The following is a 24,621-nucleotide window of genomic DNA, read 5'->3' on the forward strand; positions in this document are numbered from 1 at the left end:
ACCTGTGGGAGCGGGCGCGCCCGCGAACACCGGCGTAGCCGGTGCCATCCACCGCGTCGCCTGCTTCGCGGGCATGCCCGCTCCCACAGGGACCTCACCAACTGAAGGAATGCGCCGTACCTGTGGGAGCGGGCGCGCCCGTGAACACCGGCGCAGCCGGTGCCATCCACCGCGTCGCCTGCTTCGCGGGCATGCCCGCTCCCACAGGGACCCCACCAGCTGAAGGAATGCGCTGTACCTGTGGGAGCGGGCGCGCCCGCGAACACCGGTGCAGCCGGTGCCATCCACCGCGTCGCCTGCTTCGCGGGTGAACCCGCTCCCACAGGGACCCCACCAGCTGAAGGAATGCGCTGTACCTGTGGGAGCGGGCGCGCCCGCGAACACCGGCGCAGCCGGTGCCATCCACCGCGTCGCCTGCTTCGCGGGTGAACCCGCTCCCACAGGGACCCCACCAGCTGAAGGAATGCGCTGTACCTGTGGGAGCGGGCGCGCCCGCGAACACCGGCGAAGCCGGTGCCATCCACCGCGTCGCCTGCTTCGCGGGCATGCCCGCTCCCACAGGGACCCCACCAGCTGAAGGAATGCGCTGTACCTGTGGGAGCGGGCGCGCCCGCGAACACCGGCGAAGCCGGTGCCATCCACCGCGTCGCCTGCTTCGCGGGCATGCCCGCTCCCACAGGGACCCCACCAGCTGAAGGAATGCGCTGTACCTGTGGGAGCGGGCGCGCCCGCGAACACCGGCGAAGCCGGTGCCATCCACCGCGTCGCCTGCTTCGCGGGTGAACCCGCTCCCACAGGGACCCCACCAGCTGAAGGAATGCGCTGTACCTGTGGGAGCGGGCGCGCCCGCGAACACCGGCGCAGCCGGTGCCATCCACCGCGTCGCCTGCTTCGCGGGTGAACCCGCTCCCACAAGGACCCCACCAGCTGAAGGAATGCCTCCATATCTGTGGGAAAGGGTTTACCCACATGCACGGATTACATCAGGGCCTCAGGAAATCAGCTCATCGAGCTCTTCCATGCTCAGGCTATCGAGCAGCGCCAGGGATCTGGCCAGCTGGTCCTGGGTGGAGTCGACCAGGGGCGTCCTGGCTTCCAGTTGACGACTGAAGTCAGCCAGCACCGGGAACTCGAAGAGTTCTTTCAATTCAGTCACTAGCCCCGCTTGCTCCCGGATGCGCACGATCACCGAGGTGGCCAGCAAGGAGTGCCCGCCAATCTCGAAGAAGTTGTCACCCAGGCCAACCCTCTCCAGCTTCAGCACATCCGCCCAGATCGCCGCGATCTGCTGCTCCAGATCGCTCCGCGGGGCGATGTACTCGCCCTGCGACTGGCTGGCATCCGGCTGCGGCAGGGCCTTGCGGTCCAGCTTGCCGTTCGGCGTCACCGGCAGCTTGCCGAGCAGCAGCAGGTGCGCCGGCACCATGTAGTCCGGCAAACCGGCCTTCAGCGCCTCGCGCAGGCTGTCGCGCAATGCGCCTTCGTCTTGCGTGCTGTCGGTAGGCACCACATAGCCCACCAGCTGCTTGCCGCTTGGCCCGTCCTGGGCCAGCACCACGGCTTCCTGCACACTCGGCAGCTCCAATAGACGCGCCTCGATCTCGCCCAGTTCGATGCGCAGGCCGCGGACCTTCACCTGGTGGTCGATGCGCCCGGCATAGTCGATCACACCATCGGCGCGGTAGCGCGCCAGGTCGCCGGTGCGGTACAGGCGCCCGCCGTTGTCGCTGAACGGGTCCGGCACGAAGCGTTCGGCGGTCAGCGCCGGGCGCTGGTGGTAACCACGGGCCAGGCCGACACCACCGAGGTACAGCTCGCCAGCACTGCCGCGCACCGACGGTTGCAGGCTGCCTTCGAGGATGTGGGTCTTGAGGTTGTCGATCGGCTGGCCGATCGGCACGCTGATGCTTTCGTCCGGCTGGCAGGTCCAGTGGGTCACATCGATCGCCGCTTCGGTCGGGCCGTACAGGTTGTACAGGCCCGCCGCCGGCAGGCGTTGCAGGGTCTGGCGGGCCAGTTCGGCCGGCAACGCCTCACCACTGCACACCACGCGCTTGAGGCTGACGCAGCTCTCGACCGCTTCGTGGGTCATGAACGCCTGCAGCATCGACGGCACGAAGTGCAGCGTGCTGATGCCGTAATGGTTGATGGTTTCGACCAGCAACTGCGGGTCGCGGTGCGCGCCGGGCTGGGCCATGACCAGGCGCGCGCCGGTCATCAGCGGCCAGAAGAACTCCCATACCGACACATCGAAGCTGAACGGGGTTTTCTGCAACACGCTGTCGCTGGCGTCCAGCCCGTAGGCCTTCTGCATCCAGCACAGGCGGTTGACCAGCGCCTGATGGCTGTTGCCAGCGCCCTTCGGGCGACCGGTGGAGCCGGAGGTGTAGATCACGTAGGCGAGGTTCAGCGGGGCCACGTCGACATTCGGGTTGGCATCGCTGTAGCCGTCGAAGTTCTCGGTATCCAGGTCCAGGCTGCGCAGGCCGGCCGGGATCGGCAGGGTCTCGCGCAAGTGCGACTGGGTCAGCAGCAAGGCGATGCCGCTGTCCTCGAACATGTAGCTCAGACGGTCCTGGGGATATTCCGGGTCCAGCGGCACATAGGCGCCGCCGGCCTTCACGATACCCAGCAAGCCGATGACCATCTCCAGGCTGCGCTCCATGGCGATGCCCACCAGCACATCCGGGCCCACGCCCTGCTCGCGCAGCTTGTGCGCCAGCTGGTTGCTGCGGCGGTTGAGCTCGGCATAGCTCAGGGTCTGCTCGCCAAAGGCCAGCGCCGGTGCGTCCGGGGTGGCGAACACCTGGGCCTCGATCAGCTGATGGATGCTGCGCTCGTCCGGGTACGTCGCCTGGGTTTCGTTCCAGCCTTCGACCATCTGTCGCTGTTCTGGCAGCCCCAGCATTGGCAGCTCGCCAATCACCGCGTCAGCATTCTCCGTCAGCGCCTGCAGCAGGTTGGCAAAGTAGCCAGCCAGGCGGCCAACGCTCTCGTCGCTCCACAGCGCACGGTCGTGGCTGTACTGCATCGACAGCGTGGTGCCCAGTTCCACCACCAGGGTCAGCGGGTAGTTGGTCTGCTCCTGCACGGCCACGTCGCCGAAGCGCAGGCCACCGGGCGCGCCCTGTTGCAGCGCCTCGGCCACCGGGTAGTTCTCGAACACCAGGATGCTGTCGAACAAGGCGTCACCGCCCTGCCCCGCCCAGCGCTGCACATCGTACAGAGGGGTGTGCTCGAACTCGCGCACGGCCAGGTTGCCGGCCTGCACCTGGCCGATCCACTCGGCCACGGTCTGCTCGGCACGCGGGGTGCCGATCACCGGCAAGGTGTTGATGAACAGGCCGATCTGTTCCTCCACCCCCGGCAGGTCTGCCGGGCGGCCGGCGACCGTGGCGCCGAAGCACACGCTGGTCTGGCCGGTGCAGCGCTGCAACAGCAGCAGCCAGGCCGATTGCACCAAGGTGTTGACCGTGACCCGGTTGGCCCGGGCGAAGGCTTCGATGCGTGCGGTCTGCTCAGGGTCGAAGGCCAGGCGGTGGTCGCCATGACCGCTACCGCTTGTGCCTGCACTGCCGGCGATGGCCTGGGCCAGGCGGGTCGGCTCGTCCAGGCCCGCAAGCTGGGCTTTCCAGAAGGCTTCGGCAACGGCCCCGTCCTGACCCTGCAGCCAGGCGATGTAGTCGCGGTAGTGCGTGGCCGGTGCCTGCGGCGCCAGGCCGGCATAGCGCTGGAGCACTTCGCCCAACAGGCGCGAGGTGCTCCAGCCGTCCATCAGGATGTGGTGGTTGGTGTAGATCAGGTGGTGGCGGGTATCGCCCGTGCGTACCAGTACCAGGCGCAGCAGCGGCGCGGCAGCAAGGTCGAAGCCGCGCTGGCGCTCACCCTCGGCCAGGGCCTGCAATGCCTGCTCCAGCGCCGGCTGGCCACGCCAGTCATGCTCGCTGCACGGCAATTCGACAGCCTTGCGTACCACCTGTACGGCCTGCTCCAGTTCGCCCTGCAGGATGAAACCGCTGCGCAGGATGTCGTGGGCATCGAGTGTGGCCTGCCAGGCCTGCTGGAAACGCTGCACATCCAGCCCATCCACATCCACGCGCAGCTGGTTGATGTAGTTGCCGGCCTGCTGGTCGTAAAGGGTGTGGAACAACATGCCCTGCTGCATGGGTGACAGCGGGTACACATCGGCGATCTGCCCGGCCTCCAGCGGCAGGCTGTCCAGTTGCGCCTGGGTCAGCTCAGCCAGCGGGAAGTCCGACGGCGTCACGCCCTGGTGCCGCGCATCGCAGCAGTGCTCGACCAGCTCTGCCAAGGCCTGCCCGTAGGCCTGGGCCAGCTTCTCGATGGTGGCCGGGTGATGAACGTCGGCGCTGTAGGTCCACTCCAGGAACAGCTCGCCGCCGTACACCTGGCCGGTGATGCTCAGCCAGTTGCCCAGTTGTGCGCCGGCACATTGGGTACGGCCTGCGCTTTCCCCGCTCGGGGTGAACAGGGCGCCGGCCTCGGCATCGAAGCTGGCATCGAACTGGCCCAGGTAGTTGAAGGTGACACGGGCCTGGGCGGCACGCTCGAGCCGGTCACGCACTTCAGCGTCGCCGAAGTAACGCAGCAAGCCGTAGCCGAGGCCTTTGTCCGGCACGCCGCGCAGTTGCTCCTTGATCGCCTTGATCGACTGGCCAAGGTCCTGGCCGGGTGTGAGGCGCACCGGGAACAGGCTGGTGAACCAGCCCACGGTTCGGCTGAGGTCGAGGTCGTCGAACAGGTCTTCGCGGCCATGGCCCTCCAGCAGTACCTGCACGTTGTCCTGTGCGCTCCACTGGCACAGGGTGCGCGCCAGCGCGGTCAGCAGCAGGTCGTTGATCTGCGTGCGGTAGGCCGCCGGGGCCTGCTTCAGCAGCTTGGCGGTGCGCTCGGCATCCAGCCGTGTGGCGGCGGTACGGGCATGGGTGTTGGCCAGGCTGCCCTGCGGGTTGTCACGCGGCAGTTCGGCGTGGTCGCCGGCCAGCGCCTGCAGCCAGTAGTCGTGCTGTGCTTGCAATGCGGGGCTGCCGGCATGGCTGGCCAGGCGCTCGGCCCAGGTCTTCACCGAGGTGGTCTTGGCGGGCAGGCTCACGGCCTGGCCGTTCAGCAATTGCCGGTAGGCCGCTTGCAGGTCTTCCAGCAACACCCGCCACGACACACCGTCGACCACCAGGTGATGGACCACCAGCAGCAGGCGCTGCTGGCCATCGGCGAAATCGAACAGTTCGGCACGCAGCAGCGGCCCGTGCTCCAGGTTCAGGCTGGCCTGCACCTGGTTGCCGGCGGCGTCCAGCTCATTCAGTGCGGCCAGGTTGCGCTGGCGCAGCAGTGGTGCATTGTCCAGCGGCTGGAAGCGCGCCTGCCACTGGCTTTCGCCACGGCTGAAGCGCTGGCGCAGGGCATCGTGCTGCTCGACCACGGCGCGCAGGGCTGCCTCCAGGTGTTGCACCTGCACCGGGCTGGCCGGCTTGAGCAGCACCGATTGGTTCCAATGCGCCGGCTGGGCGATCTCCATCTCGAAGAAACGCGCCTGGGCCGGCAGCAACGCCACCTCGCCGCTGGTGGCGGTGTCCACGGCTGCGGCCGCAACCGCTTGCTTGGCCTCGATGCGCTTGGCTACCTGGGCCAGCTGGGCGATGGTCTGTTGTTCGAACAACTGCTTGGGGGTGATCCTGATGCCCTGGCGTTTGGCCCGGGCGATGATCTGCAGACTGAGGATCGAGTCGCCGCCCAGTTCGAAGAAGTTGTCGGTGCTGCCGACCTGCTCCAGCTTGAGCACATCGGCCCACACTGCGGCCAGCTTCTCCTCGATATCGCCTTGCGGCGCCACATAGCCACGGCTGACCGCGCCTGGTGCCGGCAAGGCACGCTTGTCGAGCTTGCCGTTGGCGGTCAGTGGCAGGCGCTCCAGCAGCAGTATCTGCGCCGGCACCATGTAGTCCGGCAGGCGTGCCTGCAATTGCGCCTGCAGTTGCTGCACGGTCACGCCTGCGTCGGCCACACCGTAGGCCACCAGCTGCAAGCGCTCGGCGTCACCTTCCAGTGGCAAGGCCAGCACCACGGCCTCGCTGACACGGGGCAGGCCGGCCAGCACCCGGCCGACTTCACCTGGCTCCACGCGATAGCCACGAATCTTCACCTGGTCGTCGGCACGGCCGATGAACTCGACCAGGCCATCGGCAGTCAGCCGCGCGCGATCACCGGTGCGGTACAGGCGGGCACCACCCTCGGTCGGCACGAAGCGTTCGGCGGTCAACGCTGGCTGGCCCAGGTAGCCCTGGGCGACGCCTTGCCCGCCCAGGTAAAGCTCACCGGGCACCTGCGCCGCCAACGGGTTGAGGTAGCCATCCAGCACCTGGGCGCAGGCGTTGCCCAGCGGGCGCCCGACCGGCACCGTGCGGCAACCTGGCAGCGGCTGCCCCGGCTCGAAGGTGAGCACGCCGACAGTGGTTTCGGTCGGGCCGTAGTGGTTGATGACCCGGCAGGCCGGGCGCAGTTCGCGGATTTTTTCCAACAGGCCCCAGCTGCATGCCTCACCACCCAGGATCAATGCCTCGGCGGGCAGCACATCGGCGGCGCGGGCCGCTTGCAACAAGCCTTGCAGGTGGCTCGGCACCAGCTTGAGCACGCCGACCTGGTGCTGCGCCATGTAGCTGGCGAAGCCATCCGGGTCGAACGCCAGTTCCTGTGGCAACAGGTGCAGCAGGCGGCCCGAGGCCAAGGCACCGAACAGCACGGTGTGGCCCAGGTCGGCCGCGGTGGTGGACACCATCGCCATGCTCGCCGCGGCCGGCAGTTGCAGGCGCTCCAGCACCGCCTGGGTGTAGCTGGCCAGCGCCCCGTGGCTGACTACCACGCCTTTCGGCTGGCCGGTCGAGCCCGAGGTGTAGATCAGATAGGCCGGTTGTTCGGCGGCGATGGCCACCTCGACCGGGCTGTCGCTGCAGGTTGCCCAGGCGGTGTGATCGCAGGCAATCAGCTGCACGCCGTCCAGGCCGGCGAAGCGCTGGTCGCCCGGCTCATGCAGGAGTACGGCGGCGCCACTGTCGGCAATCAGTTGCTGCAGGCGCTCCGGCGGTTGCTGGGTGTCCAGCGGCAGATAGGCGGCGCCGGTCTTGAGCACCGCGAGCAAGGCGCCGACCCACTCGATGGAGCGCGGCAGGCACAGGGCGACGATGCTGCCGGCACCGACGCCGTGCTGACGCAGGTAGTCGGCCAGGCGGTTGGACGCCGCCTCCAGCCCGGCCTGGGTCATGAACCGGTCACCGGCACGCACACCGCCGTGGGCCTGGCCTTGCGCCATTGCCTGGCGCCACAAAGCGAGGAAGTTGCCGTGCGGGTAGGCCTGCGTGGCTGCCGGCAGCAGCGTCGCCACTTGCGGGCTGTCGACGATCGCCTGCTGAGGGTCACGGATCAGCGCATCCAGCACCTGGCGCAGCGAAGCGGCCATGCGTTCGATGGTGGCCTGCTCGAACAGGTCGGTGGCGTAAGTGAAGTAGCCTTCGATGCCGTCGGCCTTGTCGGAGAAGTCGAACGCCAGGTCGAAGCGGGCATCGCCACCGTCACGGGCAAAGCCTTCCACCTCCAGCGCGCCCAAGCGTTTGCGCCCTGCATCGCTGGCGGCCACGTGCTGGTTGATCTTGAACTGGAACAGTGGGTTGTGGGCCAGGTTGCGCTCGGGCAGCAAGGCATCGACCAGGTGCTCGAACGGCAGTTCCTGGTGCGACTGGGCGCCGCCGATCACGTCTTTGACCTGCTCCAGCAGCGCGGCGAAGGTGGCGCGCTCGTCCACCTGCACGCGCAGCACCTGGGTGTTGATGAAGAAGCCGATCAGGCCTTCCAGCTCCTTGCGGTTGCGCCCGGCGTTCGGGGCGCCGATGCGGATGTCGGCCTGGCCGCTGTAGCGCGACAGCACCACCGCCATGGCCGTCAGTACCAGCACGAACAACGTGTGGCCACCCTTGCGCGCCTGGCTGCGCAGGGCCTCGGCCTGTTCGGCGCCGATGTCCACGCGCACCACCGCGCCACGCTGGCTGGGCGTGGCCGGGCGCTCGAAGTCCAGCGGCAGGCTCAGCACCGGCTGCTCGTCGCCCAACTGGGCCTGCCAGTAGGCCAGCTGGCGCTGCGCTTCACCGGCCTCGAGCCAGGCGCGCTGCCAGATGGCGTAGTCGGCGTACTGGATCGGCAAGGCCGGCAACTCGGCCTGCCGGCCTTCGGCCAGGGCGCTGTACAGCTGGATGAATTCCTGCACCAGCACATCGCTGGACCAACCGTCGGAGATGATGTGGTGCATGCTCAGCGCCAGCACGTGGTGATCGGCGGCCACGCGCAGCAGGGTCACCCGCAGCAGCGGGCCGGCCAGCAGGTCGAAGGGCTGCTTGAGGGCGGCGTCCACGGCCACGCTCAGCGCTGCCTCGTCGGCGGCACCGTCGAACATCACCCGTTCCAGCGCCAGCGGGCAGTGCTCGAGGATTTCCTGGTAGAACTCGCCCTCCTCCGAGGCGAAGCGCGTGCGCAGCGACTCGTGGCGTTGCACCAGCGCATCCAGCGCCTGCTGCAGCACCGCCTGGTCCAGCGCGCCCTTCAGGCGTACTGCCATCGGCACGTTGTAGGCCGGGCTGTCGGGCTCCAGCTGCCAGAGAAACAGCAGGCGTTGCTGGGCGTACGACAGCGGAATACGCGCCAGGCCCTGGCGCGCGGGTACGATGGGCAGCAGGCGGAAGCTCTGCCCGGTGGCCTGCATCTTTTCCAGGATCTGCTGGCGTTGCTCCACAGGGAGGCCAACGAAACGTTGGGCGATGCGTTGTGCGGCAGTGAGTTCCATGTCAGGCCTCTGTGAATGCATTCATCATTTGTTCGATATCGCTCAGGCCATCGTCGGAGAGCGACAGGCCCTGCTCGTCCAGTGCCTGGGCGAACGCGCGCAGTTCGGGGTGGCTGAAGATCAGCCGCAGGGGTATGTCCAGCCCCAGTTCGACGTTGATCCGCGACACTGCCTGGGCCGCCAGCAAGGAGTGGCCGCCCAGCTCGAAGAAGTTGTCGTTCAGGCCGACCCGGGCAACGTTCAGCAACTGCGCCCAGATGTTCGCCAGTTGCTGCTGCCGCTCGCTCTGCGGCGCCTGGTAGTCATGCTGTGGCTGGTTCGGGTCGGGCAGTGGCAGGGCCTTGCGGTCGAGTTTGCCGCTGGGGGTCAGCGGCATGCTCGCCAGGGTCACCAGGTAGGCCGGGATCATGTAGTCCGGCAGGCTGGCCTTGAGGTACTGCTTCAGGGCCTGGCGCAGATCGCCGCGGTAACCTTCGGCGGGCACCGCATAGGCGCACAGCTGCTTGCCACTGGGCAGGTCGATGGCCAGCACGGTGGCTTCGCGAACGTCCGGGTGCGCCCGCAGGTACTGCTCGATCTCGCCCAGCTCGATACGGAAGCCGCGCACCTTCACCTGGTGGTCGACCCGGCCGCGATAGGCCAGCTGGCCGTTTTCGTCGTAGCAGCCGAGGTCGCCGGTGCGGTACAGGCGGCCACCGCCAACCGGGTCGAACGGGTCGGGGATGAAACGCTCGGCGGTGAGTGACGGACGCTGGTGATAACCGCGCGCCAGGCACCCTGCCCCGCCGATGAACAGCTCGCCGGGCACGCCCACCGGCGTCGGCGCCAGGCCATCGTCCAAGGCATGCAGGGTACGCCCCGGCAAGGCACGGCCGATCGGCACGCCGCCCTGGCTGATCTGCTCCACGGTCATCTGCGAGCAGTCGTAGGTGGTGGCGACCACGGTAGCTTCGGTCGGGCCGTAGGTGTTCAGCAGGCGCACCGCTGGCGGGCCGTCGGCCAGCCAGGCGCGCAGGGCATCTTCCGGTACCGCCTCTCCCCCCACGTGAATCTGCTTAAGCCGGCCGTAGGCCTCGGGGGCGCGGCGCTCCAGCGCCAGCAGGCGCCAGTAGGCCGCCGGCAGGTCGGCCACGGTCACGCCGTGGCGGTTGATCTCATCCAGCAGGGTGGCGGTGTCCCACAGCCGCAGGTCGCGCAGCACCACACAGGCGCCCTGGGCCAGCGGCGGGAAGAACTGCTCGATGAAGCCATCGAAGCTGATGGTGGCGAACTGCAGCACGCGATCGCCCGGGCTGAGGCGCGAATAGTCGCCGGCCACCTGGCAGAACAGCGACAGGGCCTGGTGGTCGATGGCCACGCCCTTGGGCATGCCGGTGGAGCCGGAGGTGTAGATGACGTAGGCGAGGTTGTGCGGTGCCGCCAGGTTGGCCAGCGGTTCGGCGGGCCAGGCGTGCAGCCACTCGGTGCCCGGCTCCAGTACCACGCAGGGCAGTTGCTTGCCCAGTTGCAGGCGCTCACGCGAGGGCGCGTCGGCCAGCAGCAGGCCAATATTGCTGTCCTCGACCATGTAGGCCAGGCGTTCTTGCGGGTAGTCCGGGTCCAGCGGCACATAGGCGCCACCCGCCTTGTGAATGGCGATCAGCGCCAGGGCCATGCCCAGGCCGCGCTCGACAGCCACGCCAACCAGGCAGTCCGGCCCCACGCCCAGCGCCCGCAGGCGGTGGGCCAGCTGGTTGCTACTGCGGTCCAGTTCGGCGTAGGTCATCTGCTGGTCGTCGAAGATCAGCGCCAGCGCATCCGGCCGCTCGTGGGCCTGGAGTGACAGCAGCTGGTGCGCACACAAGCCGCTGCCAGCCTGGGGCGCCGGGTTCCAGCCGTGGGTCAGCTGCTGGCGTTCGGCACTGCCAAGGAAGTCCAGCTCGGCAATGCAGCGCTGTGGCTCGGCGCAAATGGCTTCCAGCAGTGCTTGCCAATGCCCGGCCATGCGCTCGATACGTGCGGCATCGAACAGGTCGGTGGAATAGTTGAACGAGGCAGTCACGCCGTCGGAGCGCTCCAGGGTATTGAGCGAAATGTCGTACTGCGCGCCCGGCTCCAGCAGGTCCACTTCCTTGACCTGCAGGCCGTGCAGGGCATCGCTGGATACCTGCTCGCCAAGATCGCGCAGGTGGTTGTACAGCACCTGGAAGAACGGGTTCACACCTTGGCCACGGTCGGGGTACAGCGCCTCGGCTACCTCGAGGAACGGCACGTCCTTGTTGGCCTGGGCCTGCAAGGTGGTTTCCTTGATTGCCGCCAGCAACTGCGCGAAAGGCTGGCTACCATCGACACTGATACGGGCCACCACCACGTTGATGAAGAAGCCGATCAGCCCTTCCAGCTCCAGGCGGTTGCGGTTGGTGACCGGCACGCCGATGTTGAGCGTGCCCTTGCGGCTGTAGCGCGACAGCACGATGGCATAGGCCGCCAGGAACACATGGAACAGCGTGGCGTTGGATGCCACCGCCAGTGCTCGCAGGCGCTCGGTGAGGGCCTGTGGCAGGCGCACGTCGAAGCGGCTGCCCTGGTAGCTTTTGACCTGCGGGCGAATGCGGTCGGCAGGCAGTTCCAGCACTTCGAAGTCATCTTCCAGGCGGGCCTTCCAGTAGTCGATCTGCGCCTGCATCTGCCCCTCGGCCAGCCACTTGCGCTGCCAGGCGGCGAAGTCGGCGTACTGCACCGGCAGTGGCTCGATGGTTTGCGCCTGGCCCGTGGCGGCGGCGTTGTAGGCGGCGGCGAACTCCCGCACCAGCAGGCTCATCGACCAGCCATCGGAGACAATATGGTGCAAGGTCAGCGACAGCAGGTGCTCCTGCGCATGCACCTTGAACAGCCGTGCACGCAGCAGCGGGCCGCGCTCCAGATCGAACGGGACGAAGGCTTCGGCTTCCAGCTTGCGCATCTGCGCGGCGTGGTCCTGGCCAGTGAGGTCTTCGAAGCCGATCGCTACCGTGGCAGCCGGCAGGATGCGCTGCCAAGGCAGGCCGTCGGCCTCGACGAACACCGTGCGCAACGATTCGTGGCGGATTACCAAGGCATCCAGCGCAGCCTGCACGGCGCAGTGGTCGAGGTGGCCCTGCATGCGCACGGCCATCGGCGTGTTGTAGGCCAGGCTTTCGGGGTTGAGCTTCCAGAACAGCCACTGGCGGTTTTGCGAGCGGGACACCGGCAGCGGTTGCTGGCGGTCGAGGATCTCGATGTCCAGGCCTGCGCCCTGCTCCCCTTCGGCCACTGCCTGGGCAAAGGCCTGCAGGTCGACGGTGTCGAACAGGCTGCGCAGCGGAATATCCACGCCCAGCTGCTTGCGTATCCGCGATACCGCCTGGGTGGCCAGCAGCGAATGGCCGCCAAGGGCAAAGAAGTTGTCGCCCAGGCCTACCTGCGGTACTTGCAGGACTTGCGCCCAGATCTGCGCCAATTGCGTTTGCAGCGGGGTCTGCGGCGCTTGATAGGCCACTTGGGTGGCGACGGGCTCCGGCAGCGCCTTGACGTCGACCTTGCCGTTGACCGTGACCGGCAGGTGCTCCAGCACTATCAGGTGGGTCGGCACCATGTGCTCGGGCAGCAGGCTCTTGAGGCTGGCGCGGATCGATTCCTGCCAGGCCAGGCTGTCGGCCGGCATCTGGCTGGGCACCAGCCAGGCAGCCAGCTGCAGTTGCGGCGCCTGGCCATGCACGCGCACCAGGGCATTGGCGACACCGCCCAGGGCACGCAGCTGGTTTTCGATTTCGGCCAGTTCCACGCGATAGCCACGGATCTTCACCTGGCCATCCATGCGCCCGGCGAACTGCAGGTCGCTGCCTTGGCGAACCCAGTCACCGCTGCGGTACAGGCGCTGGCCGTGGCTGCCGTTCGGGTCGGGGACGAAGCGCTCGGCGGTGAGTGCCGGGCGGTTCAGGTAGCCACGGGCCAGGCCGGCGCCACCGATGTACAGCTCGCCCTTGGCTTGGGCCGGCAGGGGTTGCAGGCAGCGGTCGAGCACCGCGACGCGGGTGTTGGCCAGGGGCTGGCCGAGGCTGGCCTGCTCGTTCAGTTCGGCGACCAGCACACCGACGGTGGTTTCGGTCGGGCCGTAGTGGTTGAACACCTTGAGCGCCGGGGCCAGGTTGCGGACCTTGCCCAGCAGGCTCGGGCTGATGGCCTCGCCGCCGAGCACCAGGCACTGTGCCGGCAGCGCCGAGCGGCCAGCCACCAACATGGCTTCCAGGTGCGACGGTACGATCTTCAGCGCGTCTACCTGGTGCTCGGCCAGGTAGGCCGCAAAGCCTTCGGCATCCAGCACCTGCTCGCGTAGCAGCAAATGCAGGGTATGGCCGCCGCACAAGGCACCGAACAGCATGGTGTGGCCGAGGTCGGCAGCCGGGGTCGAGACCTGGGCCATGCTTCGGATACGCTCGAGCGGCAGGCGCGCGGCGATGCCTTCTACGTAATTGGCCAGGGCGCCGTGGCTGATCGCCACGCCCTTGGGCTGGCCGGTGGTGCCGGAGGTGTAGATCACGTAGGCCAGGTTGGCCGGCGCCGGGGCGATGCGGGCGGCGCTGCCGTTGCCGGCTTGCGCCCAGTCCAGGCGCTGCACGCCCTCGGGCAGTTCGGCCTGCCAGTTACCGGGCGCCAGTACCAGACGCGTGCCGCTGTCGGCAAGCATGTAGGCCAAGCGCTCGGCTGGCTGCTCGGGCTCCAGTGGCAGGTAGGCGCCACCGGCCTTGAGCACGCCGAGGATACTGGCGAGCATGCCGACACTGCGGTCGGCCAGCACGCCGACCAGTGTGTCCGGCCCTGCTCCGGCTTCCACCAGCCGGCCTGCAATGGCCTCGGCGCGGGCATCGAGTTCGGCGAAGCTGGCCTGCTCGCCCGCAGCCATCACCGCCGTGCGTTCGGGGTGGCGGCTGACGGCGGCGGCAAAGCGCTGGTGGACCAGCAGCGTTGCGTCAGCCTGCGCAGGCGCGCCAATGGCAGGGGCCAGGCCTGGCAATGGCAACTCGCCGACTGCGCCACCCGCTTCGTCGGCCAATGCCTGCACCAGCGCCAGCCACTGCTCGCCAAGGGCTTCGACGGTGGCCGTATCGAACACGTCGGTCGCATAGGTGAACGCTGCGTGCAGCTGCCCCGCTCGCTCATGGGTGTCCAGCGCCAGGTCGAAGCGGGCGCTGTGCTTTGCCAGCACGACAGGCGCCAGGCTCAGGCCGGAGCGGGTCTCGATGGCTTGCACATCCGCCACCTGCGCCTGGTGGTTGAACAGCACGCGGAACAGCGGGCTCTCGCTGCTGCGCGGCAGGTCCAGGGCTTCGACCAGTTGCTCGAACGGCAGGTCCTGGTGGCTTTGCGCGCCTACGGCGGTTTCGCGCACGCGCTGGAGCAGGCCGGTGATGTCCAGCAGTGGGTCGATTTCGGTGTGCAGTACCTGGGTATTGATGAAGCAGCCGATCAGCCCTTGGCTTTCGGAGCGGTTGCGGTTGGCGATGGGCACGCCGACACGGATCGCCGACTGGCCGCTGTAACGCTGCAGCAGCAGCTTGAAGGCGGCCAGCAGGACCATGAACAGGGTGACGTTATGCTTGCGTGCCAGGCCGCGCAGGCGTTCGGCGACATCTGCTGCGATAGGGAACTCGTGACGTGCGCCGCGATAGCTGGGGCGGCCCTGGCGGCTGCGGTCCAGTGGCAGCTCCAGCGGCGAATGGTCATCGCCCAGGCGCGCCTGCCAGTAGGCCAGCTGGCGCTCCTGCTCACCGGCCTGGAGCCAGCTGCGCTGCCACAGGGCGTAGTCGCGGTACTGGATCGCCAGGGGTTCCAGGCGGGCTTCGCTGCCGGCCACGGCGGCGTCGTACAGGTGCAGGAATTCGTCGATCAGCACGTTCATCGACCAGCCGTCGGCGACGATGTGGTGCAGGGTGAGCAGCAGGATGTGCTCCTGTGCCGCCAGTTGCAGCAGGCGCACACGCAGCAGCGGGCCGCTGGCCAGGTCGAAGGGGGCCAGGGCTTCGGCTTCGGCGATGGTTTCGATGGCGGCCTGACGGGCGCCTTCGTCCAGGCCGGCCAGGGCATCCTGGTGCAGCTGCAACGGGGCGGCACTGGCATCGACCTGCTGGCGCACGTCATCGCCGTCTGCGACGAAGCGGGTACGCAGGGTTTCGTGGCGGGCCACCAGGGCATCGAAGGCGTGCTGCAGGGCTGCCAGGTCCAGCGGGCCATTCAGGCGCACGGCCATGGGCAGGTTGTACGCCGCACCTTGCGGGTCGAGCTGCCAGAGGAACCACATGCGCCGCTGGGCGTACGACAGCTGGTCACGCTCGGCCACCTCCACCCCGGGCGCAATCGGCAGCACGGAAAAATCCATGCCCTCGCCCTGCAGCGCCTTGAGGAACAGGCGGCGCTTGTCGGGGCTGAGTTCGATGAAGCGGCGGGCGAGCTTGAGCGTTTGGTCGGCATTCATGTCGAGCGGTGTCCTGGCAGTCGAGCGGTAACTGTCAGACGAAGGTGCGGGGGGGTGATTTAGTGGCGCCAACCTTAGGCCCAGCACCATCCCTGTGGGAGCGGGCGTGCCCGCGAATCAGGCGACGCGGTGTATGGCACCGGCTGCGCCGGTGATCGCCGGCAAGCCAGCTCCCACACCGACCGCGCAGGGAGATTGCATAGAGAACAAGGTTCGAGAGCGTGTCACATTCTCTGTGGGAGCGGGCGCGCCCGCGAAGGGCCTAACGCGGTGTATGGCACCGGCTACGCCGGTGTTCGCGGGCGCGCCCGCTCCCACAGAGCCCTGCTAAATCGATGATTTATGTGTTGTTCTATGAGAGCGGGCATGCCCGCGAAGAGGCCGGCATTGCCATCAATAAAATAACGTAGTCCAAATCTCTATTCCTTGTAGGACCTTTCCTAAACCCCCGCCACCCCGAAAATACCCGCCAGCCGCCTGCTAGGTTCCTGGCTTCCACCTGAAAAAGAGGCGAGCCATGAGCATGCGCATGAACATCTTCGGCCGATACCAAGGCCTGGACGGCGACGAAACCACCACAGGCGCCATCTGCATTGCCAGCCAAGCCAGGGGCCGTGTGCATGGCCGCAACTGGCTACTTCAAGGCGACCCGACCACACCCTGCCCGCTATGTGGACAAGCGGGCACCATCGTCGAGGGCGAAGTCCGCTGGCGGCAGGATGGTATTCCCACAGCTCTGGACGGAGCACTGGTGCAATGCGGGTGCCCACAGGGCAGCAATCGCCTGGTTGCAAGTGGGTACGCACCTCCGGCTTCGCGCGGGGCACCCGCATCTGAGCCTGTTCGTGAGGCACCAGCACAGGCCCAGACGGGTAACCCGATAAGAAGTACCTATCAGCCTGAGGTGGTTCAGCCCTCGCCCACTCCTCAAGGCATGGAGCCCGGCTTCTACATCGTTCCGCGCTGTATGTCATACCAGGAAGTCCTGGCAGAGCTGGGCGCGCCGCAGGCCAACCTGCCTCGGTCAATTCTGGAGCGGCTGAACCCGACGTATCAGCGTGGTTTCAAGGCAGGTGAGATCTTTGTCATTGGTGATGGCTTGAGGCGCCCGGCGTGCACTCGGGAAGAGCATTTTGCGATGAGTGCGGCGAAACAGGCGCGGGAGGACTTGGCAGATCTCACAGCGGAAGAAGCTGACTTCTTGATGCGCCATCAGGCCGAAATTGCCGGATTACTCAGCGATGTGAGCTTGGCGATGGGGGTGACTGAGGCGATGGTTGCCAAATCGTTGGATGAAATCAGCGTCACATTGCAAAAAATTGAAGACCTGCATAGACAGCAATTCATCAAGCATGGGCATCTTCGCCATCCAGAGTTTTTTTCGGAACGTCAAAAACTGTTCAAAAAATTAAGCACAAACCTGAATGCGACTGTTCTGAACAAACACCTCAACCTTGGCAACTATGAAAGCCTACGACGGGACTTGGGAATCTCCTCGAGAAGCTTGGTGCACCATTGGAGCAAAGCTGGCGCCCCAGGACATATCCCTGGCTACTCGACACACTTAAACAAGCTGGCCAAAATGGCTAAATACTTGAAACACGGAGGGCGCATCGGTATTGCTGTTGGCGGAATTGGCTCAGCAATAAAAGTCTCCGAAGTATGCCAGGCTGGCAATACAAAGGCCTGTGAAAAAGTCCGAGTTACTGAAGCGGGAAATTTTTCTGGCGGCTTAGCCGGGGGATGGTTTGGCGCAAAGATGGGAGGAAAGGCCGCAACCCAAGTTTGTTGGAGAGCAGGTCCTGCGAGCTTGGTATGCGGAATAGTTATCACTGGCGGAGGAGCATTGGCGGGAAGCCTTGCAGGCATGAAAGGCGGTGAAAAAATCGGTGAAATAATTTTCGAGGCTTTTCAAGATGATTGATCATCTCGACATCAAGCTAAAACTATTTTTAGTCGCTTCCCCTTTCTGCCTCTGCCTAACCGCACTCGCGATGGATCTTCATATCGCATGCTCTCGTCAATATGAAGTAATGACCGCAGCACTCCACCGAAGCCCATGCCTCTCATATTCCGTCAGACTTTGGGGAGAGAAAAGTGTACGTTCAAGAATGCTGGTAACGTTCATGATAGCGGGTGCTATCACACTACCAAACTCCAGCATTCGAAAAGGCTCGCTTGATGCCCGGGATTTTGAGCAGCTCCCTAAACATCTGAAAGCCAAAATCACTATCGCATCATGGCTTAACACCGCCGGTTTTAGCTGGCTAATCATAAACTACTTCATAATATAACCACAACAGAGCTTCGAGATTTTCAAAATGATTGAGCATCTTGATGTAAAACTAAGACTATTTCTGTTAGGCACTCCTATCTGCCTCGCCTTAATCGGGCTTGTATCTGACCTTCACATTGCGTGCTCTCGCCAATATAAAGAAATGACCTCAGCACTCCAACGGAGCGCGTGCCTTCCATTTGCGACCGGCATGTGGGGAGAGAAAAAGATAGGTTCCAGAGTTCTAGTTATTTCTGTAATCGCTGGCGCCATTGGGTCCCCCGCCTCAAGCATTCGCAGCGGGCTATTGGATGAGCAAGACCATTTACAATTCCCTGAGAAGTTAAGAAGAAAAATTCTTATTGCATCATCACTAAACACCATTGGCATCGCTTGGATAGCCATCTATTACCTGACGAAACTGCTAGACTGAGAGACAAAACAGATGAACTCAAATCTTTCATATAACACCGAACCTCAAGCAAACCAGCGCACTCAAAAACACCGACTTCACGTAGTCTCTATATCGAAGCTGATCACCATTACCTAATTATCAGCTGGTCGCCCTCCGCCGCTCTACTTGCACTAATTTCTCATTATGCCAACCACTAAATGACGTAAAGATCGGTTTGCCACTGATTGTATGGTACCGGCTGCGCCGGTGTTCGCGGGCACGCCCGCTCCCACAGGAGTTGTGCACAGCCTGAGGCATTCTGCATAACCTGAGGCATGCACAATCCCTGTAGGAGCGGCTTTAGCCGCGAAAGGGCCAGCCCAGCCAATACAAGGATCAGCGCGGCAAACCCAACTCGGCATCATCCAGCAGCGCCTTGGCCATGGCTGCAAAGTAATGCGAAGCCCAGAGCATCTGCTGATCGCCATCCATCAAACCGGTCAGTGACAAGTCGAGTGCATAGCCCATCAACTCCGAGGCTTGCTCCCGGGCGCTGCGGCAGGGGATGCCCTCAGCTTCGCCTGGGAATGGGCGGTGGTTCCAGCGGGCCATGCAGCGCCTTGAGGAACAGGCAGCGCTTGTCGGGGCTGAGTTCGATGAAACGGCGGGCGATGTCCTGGCCGCGGTCCTTGTAGGAGCGGCCTTGTGTCGCGAAAGGGCTGCACAGCAGCCCCGGCGATTCATGCATCGAGGCTGAGATCCTTGGGCCGCGCTGCGGCCCTTTCGCGACACAAGGCCGCTCCTACAAAAACAGCGCAGCTTTCGAGGGCTTGGCCACGCCCTGTCAGCGCGACAACTCGGAATGCCCCTGCGCCATCGCCACCACCACCTTGCGCTTGCCGGTAAACGGCGACCGCGCATGCGCCGCAAGCATGTTGTCCAGCATCAGCACATCGTTTGCCTGCCACGGAAAGCTGATGGTGCATTCGTCCAGCACCCCGCGCACTTCATCGAGCAGCGAATCCTCGATGGTCGTACCGTCGCCGTAGTACACGTTACGCGGCAGGTCCTCTTCCTCGACGATGTCCATCAACGACTCGCGCACTTCTGGCTGCAGGTTCGACACATGGAACAGGTGCGCCTGGTTGAACCACACATCCTCCCCGGTCACCGGGTGGCGCGCCACCACCTGGCAGCGCTGGCGGGTGCGCAATTCGCCGTCATCCTTCCAGATGCACTCGATGGCATGCGCCCGGCAATAGGCCTCGACCTGGCGCGGGTCTTCAGTGTTGAACACCTGCGACCATTCCACATCAAGGCCGTTGCCGTAGTTGCGCACGTACATCAGCCCCTTCTCCACCAGCCGCTCACGAATGCGCGCCGGCATGCGTCGGTACACCTCGCGGCTGTCGGCAATCGGCGTCTCGCCACCGGTCTCGGCGGGGATCACGCTGTAGAACCAGATCTTCATCGGCCATTCCAGGGTATAGGCCTGCTCGTTGTGCAGGGGGATGCTCTGGTGCGCCGGGTACTCGGTGGAGGTGTACACGCCCTTGGTCACGTTGCTGCGCGGGGTGGAGCCAAACTCGTAGTTGAGCAGCGGGTGGCCGAAGGAAGCGGCGAACTGGCGGAAAGCTTCGGCACCACCCACCTCGAAGCCGCGAAACAGGATGCCGCCAGCCTGCAGCAGGTGCCGGTCCACCAGCGGCTGCAACTCGGCAAAGGCTTCCAGCAGGTCGATACCCGGCTCTGGCGCGCGCACCAGCAGCGGCAGGTTGCCGCGCGCGGCGTCCAGGGGTTCGATCGCAAAGCTCAGCAGTTCACTCATGTCCGGTCACCTCAGGCCAGGGCCGCATAGGCGGCGAAATCGGGATGTGCGCCATGTCGGCGCCTGACTGAATGAACGAGCGGGCGATGGGGAAATTCACCTGGCCCGCACACACAGGTAAAGCCGGCGCGCGCCGGTTCGTCTGAACGATGTGCACCCTTCTATCGCCCAGGAACCGTACATGACTCGCCAGCTTCTGCTCCTCGCCCTGCTCGCCGTGGCCCCTGCCGCGTGGTCGGCAGAGCCATGCGCCGTGGAAATCCATGGCACCGACCAGATGACCTTCGACAAGGCCGCCATCACCGTGCCCAAGGCCTGCGCCGTGTTCACCGTCACGCTCACCCACCCTGGCGACATGCCGAAGAACGTGATGGGCCACAACTGGGTGCTTAGTACCCAGGCCGACATGCAAGGCGTGCTCGACGACGGCCAGAAAGCCGGCGAGGCACTGGACTACGTGAAGCCCGGCGACACCCGGGTGATCGCCCACACCCGCCTGATCGGCGGCGGTGAAACAGACAGCATCAGCCTCGACGTCCGGTCGCTGAAGGCAGGTACCGCGTACAGCTTCTACTGCTCGTTCCCGTTCCACGGCACCTTGATGAAAGGCTCCCTGACCCTAGGCAGCTGACCCGCCCCCACCTCACCAGCGAGATCATGCTTCATGAAAACCTCCTCCCCCGGGGCCATCCGCGAACTGCTGGGCCTGCTGAAACCCTACCGCCCGGCGGTAATCGTCTCGGTGCTGCTGGGCATGCTCGGCGGCCTGGCCGTAACCGCCCTGCTGGCTACCGTCAACCAGGGCCTGCATGCCGCTGGCGGCATGAGCCAGGGCGTGATCCTGGCCTTCGCCGGCCTGTGCGTGCTGGCCCTGGTCAGCAGCGTCGCGGCCGACAGCGGCACCAACTACGTCGGGCAGAAAGTCATCGCCAGGCTGCGCAAGGACCTCGGCGCCAAGGTGCTGTCGGCGCCGATCGAGCAGATCGAGCGCTACCGCACCCATCGCCTGATCCCGGTGCTGACCCGCGACGTCGACACCATCAGCGACTTTGCCTTCGCCTTCGCCCCGCTGGCCATCTCGCTCACCACCGTGACTGGCTGCATGGCCTACCTGGCCTGGCTGTCGTGGCCGATCTTCCTCATCACCCTGGCGGCCATCGGCATTGGCAGTGGCATTCAGTACGTGGCCAGGCAGAAAGGCGTGGCCGGCTTCAACGCCGCCCGCGATGCCGAAGACAACCTGCAGAAGCACTACTCGGCCATCGCCGAGGGCGCCAAGGAGCTGCGCATCGACCGCCGCCGCCGCCATGCCATGCTGACCCGCAACATCCAGGGCACCGCCGACTTCATCGCCAACACCCATATCCGCGCCATCAACATCTTCGTCGCGGCCAAGAGCCTGGGGTCGATGCTGTTCTTCGTGGTCATCGGCCTGACCCTGGCCCTGCAATCGCTATGGCCGAGCAACGACCCGGCGGTGATGAGCGGCTTCGTGCTGGTGCTGCTGTACATGAAAGGCCCGCTGGAAACCTTGATCGGCAACCTGCCTATCCTCGGCCGCGCCCAGGTGGCGTTCCGCCGCATTGCCGACCTGTCCGAGCGCTTCTCCTCGCCCGAGCCGCACCTGCTGCTGGAGCCGCCGGTCAAGCGCGCCGCCCCGGCCAGCGCGCATCTGGAACTGCACGACGTCGAGTACGCCTACCCGCCGGTGGACGGCAACGAGCCGTTCCGCGTGGGGCCGGTGAACCTGAGCATCGAACCGGGCGAGATCCTGTTCATCGTCGGCGAGAACGGCTGCGGCAAGACTTCGCTGATCAAGCTGCTGCTGGGCCTGTACACCCCGCAACACGGCGAAGTGCGCCTGAACGGCAAGGCCGTCGGCCCGGAGGGGCTGGATGACTATCGCCAGCTGTTCACCACGGTATTCGCCGACTACTACCTGTTCGACGACCTGCCCGAGCATGAACACAGCCTGCCCAGCGATGCCACGCGCTACCTGGAGCGGCTGGAGATCGCCCACAAGGTGAGCGTGCGCGATGGGGCCTTTACCACCACCGACCTGTCGACCGGCCAGCGCAAGCGCCTGGCACTGGTCAATGCCTGGCTGGACGGGCGGCCGGTGCTGGTGTTCGACGAATGGGCAGCGGACCAGGACCCGACCTTCCGCCGGGTGTTCTACACCGAGCTGCTGCCGGACCTGAAGCGTTTGGGCAAGACCATCATCGTGATTTCGCATGATGACCGGTACTTCGATACGGCTGACAAGGTGGTGCACCTTAGCCGGGGGAAAGTGGTCGAGGCGTTGGAGCCGGCTTGAGACAGCAAAGGGGGCTGCGCGCCCCCTCATCAACCACGATCTATAATCGCTCTATAGTCTGTCTATAATTCCCTATAAACACCGCCCCTGTCAGATCTATAATGCCTCTATAATCAATCTATAATCGACTATAAATTGAAACGGAGGGGCCGAGATGCCTGAAACTGTCTATCACCGCCCGGCGCTTGCGTCCCGCCTGTCGAAATTGATCCTGCAAGTCGCCGTGGGCAGCGCAGCAAGCTCTGGTGTGTTTCTCGCTGCGCCACGACGTACCGGCAAATCCACCTTCGCCCGCGAAGACCTGCGCCCTGCCCTCGAAACAGCCGGGGCCATTGTGCTGTATGCCGATCTGTGGAAAGACCTGACCAAAGATCCCGGGCAAGTCATCGTCGAAGCGGTGCGTGAGGCGGTCGGGCGTAACGAAGGCTTCATCACGCGGCTGGCAAAGTCATCTGGCATGGAGAAGGTCACTGTCGGCGGCCTGAATTTCAGCGTGGACAAGATCGGGCTGGGGCAAGATGTCGACCTGACCACTGCCCTGGCGGCGCTCTCCGATGAGTCCCGCAAGATCATCGTGCTGATCATCGACGAAGCACAGCATGCAATCACGACCGAGCAAGGAATAGCGGCGCTGTTCGCCCTCAAGGCAGCCAGAGACGAACTCAACAGTTCGAAGCACCATGGCTTGCGCATCGTCTGCACCGGTTCAAACCGGGACAAGCTGGCCATGCTGCGCAACAGCAAGGACCAGGCGTTCTTCGGCGCCTCCATGGTGCAGTTCCCGACCCTGGACCAGGACTTCATCGACTGGCTGTGCGCCAATATCGACCTGCCATGCGCACTCGATACAACGGAGGTGTTTCAGCTCTTCAAGGAAAGCGGCTATCGCCCAGAGCTATTGGGTGCGGCCGCGGATGAAATCCGCTTCGACTTCGGCATTGAACCCGAGGCCATTCCGGCACGGTTCCGAGAGCTTGTTCAGGCACAAGCCAATGACTTGAACGCAAACCTGAAAAAGGTGATCCACAGCCTCACACCTATCCAGGCTGCGGTTCTACGTGTCATGTGCGCAAAGGGGAACGACTACGCGCCGTTCGAGGCCCCGACCCTGGCACTGTACGCCAAAGCGATGGAACAGGCTGGCGTGGATGCGAGCGAAGTGAAGGCCGAGGTACCGGGGGTGCAGCAAGCGCTTATCGCCTTGCAGGACAAGAACCTGGTGTGGAAAGCATCGCGGGGGGTGTACGCGGTAGATGAACAGGTGATAGTCGATATCGTGCGAGCGGACGGTTTGCTGGAAGGTCTTGCCTGAGTGGTTTGCTGAGAGGGCGCCGGGGGCGCTTTGCGCCCCTATCGCGACACAAGGCCGCTCCTACAGGAGTACGCAATCACCTGTAGGAGCGGCCTTGTGTCGCGATGGGCTGCAAGGCAGCCCCAACAGGCAGAATCAGAACAACCAGTGATACAACAGGTACACCACCACCGCCGCCAGCACCGGCCGCAGCACGCGGTAGGCCTTGGGGTTGGCGCGCTTGAACTGCTTGATCTTGCTACTGATACGGTTGCTGAAGCGCTTGCTCCAGGCGTAGGCCTGGTTGATCCCGCCCACACGCTCGTCGTCGGTGTTCTGTGGCGCGGTGGCACGGCCGAGGAAGGCGCTGACCTGGCGGTTGATGCGGGTCATCAGTGGGCTGCTCAGCGGGCGTTCGATGTCGCAGAACAGGATCACCCGGGTAACGTCGGTCTCGTTCTTGACCCAGTGCACGTAGGTTTCATCGAACATCACATCCTCACCGTCACGCCAGGCATATTCCTCGCCATCGACGTAGATGCGGCAAGCATCGGAGTTGGGGGTGGACAGGCCCAGGTGGTAGCGCAGGGAACCGGCGAACGGGTCGCGATGCGGGTTCAGGTGGCTGCCGCCGGGCAGCAGGGCGAACATCGCACCCTTGACGTTGGGGATGCTGCTGACCAGCTCGACGGTACGCGGGCACAGGGTTTCGGCAGAAGGCAACGGTTTGTCGTACCACTTCAGGTAAAAGCGCTTCCAGCCTTTCTTGAAGAACGAACCGAAGCCTGCGTCGTTATCCTTCTCGGCGGCGCGGATGTAGCCCTCGTCGAACAGGCGCATGGCCTCTTCGCGGATTTCCTGCCAGTTGTCCTTCAGCACGTCCAGCTCGGGGAAGCGCTGGCGGTCCAGGTAGGGCTTGGACGGTACGCCGGAAAACAGGTACATCAGGCTGTTATAAGGGGCGAACAGCGCCGAATGGTTGACGAACTGGCGCAACACCGGCAAACGAGCCTTGCCGCGCAGGTGCACGAACAGCACGCTGCCAAAAAACACCAGCAAGACACCCGCCTTGGCTGCAAAGGAAAAGGTCATGCTTTCACTCCTTGAGGAAGAAACAGGGCTGCGCGCCCTGCACTCCGATAAATCATCCTGCCATCATAAACTGATGCCGCCAGGGTAAAAACAGCCCGGGCAGCAACTCA

The 24,621-nt window shown here is 64.9% G+C and carries 10 protein-coding genes; 4 read left to right on the forward strand and 6 right to left on the reverse strand.

The annotated features are described in order from the left end of the window. Positions 1-991: 991 nt before the first annotated feature. Positions 992-8,845: an amino acid adenylation domain-containing protein gene (locus ABX298_RS03515; RefSeq protein WP_367394082.1), complete on the reverse strand. Its 7,854-nt coding sequence runs from the start codon at positions 8,843-8,845 to the stop codon at positions 992-994. Position 8,846: 1 nt separating this feature from the next. After that, positions 8,847-15,314, reverse strand: coding sequence for an amino acid adenylation domain-containing protein (locus ABX298_RS03520; RefSeq protein WP_367394083.1), 6,468 nt, complete (start codon positions 15,312-15,314; stop codon positions 8,847-8,849). 517 nt (positions 15,315-15,831) lie between these two features. Here ABX298_RS03520 and ABX298_RS03525 point away from each other — a divergent pair. Next, positions 15,832-17,238, forward strand: coding sequence for a PAAR domain-containing protein (locus tag ABX298_RS03525; RefSeq protein WP_286100345.1), 1,407 nt, complete (start codon positions 15,832-15,834; stop codon positions 17,236-17,238). 1,141 nt (positions 17,239-18,379) lie between these two features. On the opposite strand, the gene ABX298_RS03530 is transcribed toward ABX298_RS03525, so the two are convergent. From ABX298_RS03530 to ABX298_RS03540, 3 genes are all read right to left on the reverse strand, one after another. Next, positions 18,380-18,595, reverse strand: a complete 216-nt coding sequence (locus ABX298_RS03530) for a DUF3077 domain-containing protein (RefSeq protein ID WP_286100346.1) — start codon at positions 18,593-18,595, stop codon at positions 18,380-18,382. Beyond that, positions 18,555-18,731 (reverse strand): hypothetical protein, encoded by a 177-nt coding sequence (locus ABX298_RS03535; protein ID WP_286100347.1) that lies wholly within the window; start codon positions 18,729-18,731, stop codon positions 18,555-18,557. The genes ABX298_RS03530 and ABX298_RS03535 overlap by 41 nt, the downstream gene beginning before the upstream one ends. A gap of 96 nt (positions 18,732-18,827) precedes the next feature. Then, positions 18,828-19,811: a TauD/TfdA family dioxygenase gene (locus tag ABX298_RS03540; RefSeq protein WP_367394084.1), complete on the reverse strand. Its 984-nt coding sequence runs from the start codon at positions 19,809-19,811 to the stop codon at positions 18,828-18,830. Between the two features lie 181 nt (positions 19,812-19,992). Between ABX298_RS03540 and azu the strand changes: the two genes are divergently transcribed. The 3 genes from azu to ABX298_RS03555 all read left to right on the forward strand — a co-directional run bounded on the left by azu (position 19,993) and on the right by ABX298_RS03555 (position 23,440). Further along, entirely contained in the window at positions 19,993-20,442 is a 450-nt protein-coding gene (azu, locus tag ABX298_RS03545; RefSeq protein ID WP_025340201.1) for an azurin, read from the forward strand. A 33-nt stretch (positions 20,443-20,475) separates the two neighbouring features. Then, complete coding sequence (locus tag ABX298_RS03550) at positions 20,476-22,128, forward strand: cyclic peptide export ABC transporter (RefSeq protein WP_367394085.1); 1,653 nt, start codon at positions 20,476-20,478, stop codon at positions 22,126-22,128. Between the two features lie 154 nt (positions 22,129-22,282). Next, on the forward strand, positions 22,283-23,440 hold the full coding sequence (locus ABX298_RS03555) for an ATP-binding protein (protein ID WP_137164623.1): 1,158 nt from the start codon (positions 22,283-22,285) through the stop codon (positions 23,438-23,440). Positions 23,441-23,575: 135 nt separating this feature from the next. Here the strand turns inward: ABX298_RS03555 and ABX298_RS03560 are convergent, their stop codons facing one another. Continuing rightward, positions 23,576-24,511: an aspartyl/asparaginyl beta-hydroxylase domain-containing protein gene (locus ABX298_RS03560; RefSeq protein WP_367394086.1), complete on the reverse strand. Its 936-nt coding sequence runs from the start codon at positions 24,509-24,511 to the stop codon at positions 23,576-23,578. Positions 24,512-24,621: the final 110 nt, after the last annotated feature.

The sequence above is a fragment of the Pseudomonas sp. X4 genome (assembly GCF_040784925.1).
GTDB classification, from domain to species: Bacteria; Pseudomonadota; Gammaproteobacteria; order Pseudomonadales; family Pseudomonadaceae; genus Aquipseudomonas; species Aquipseudomonas putida_Z.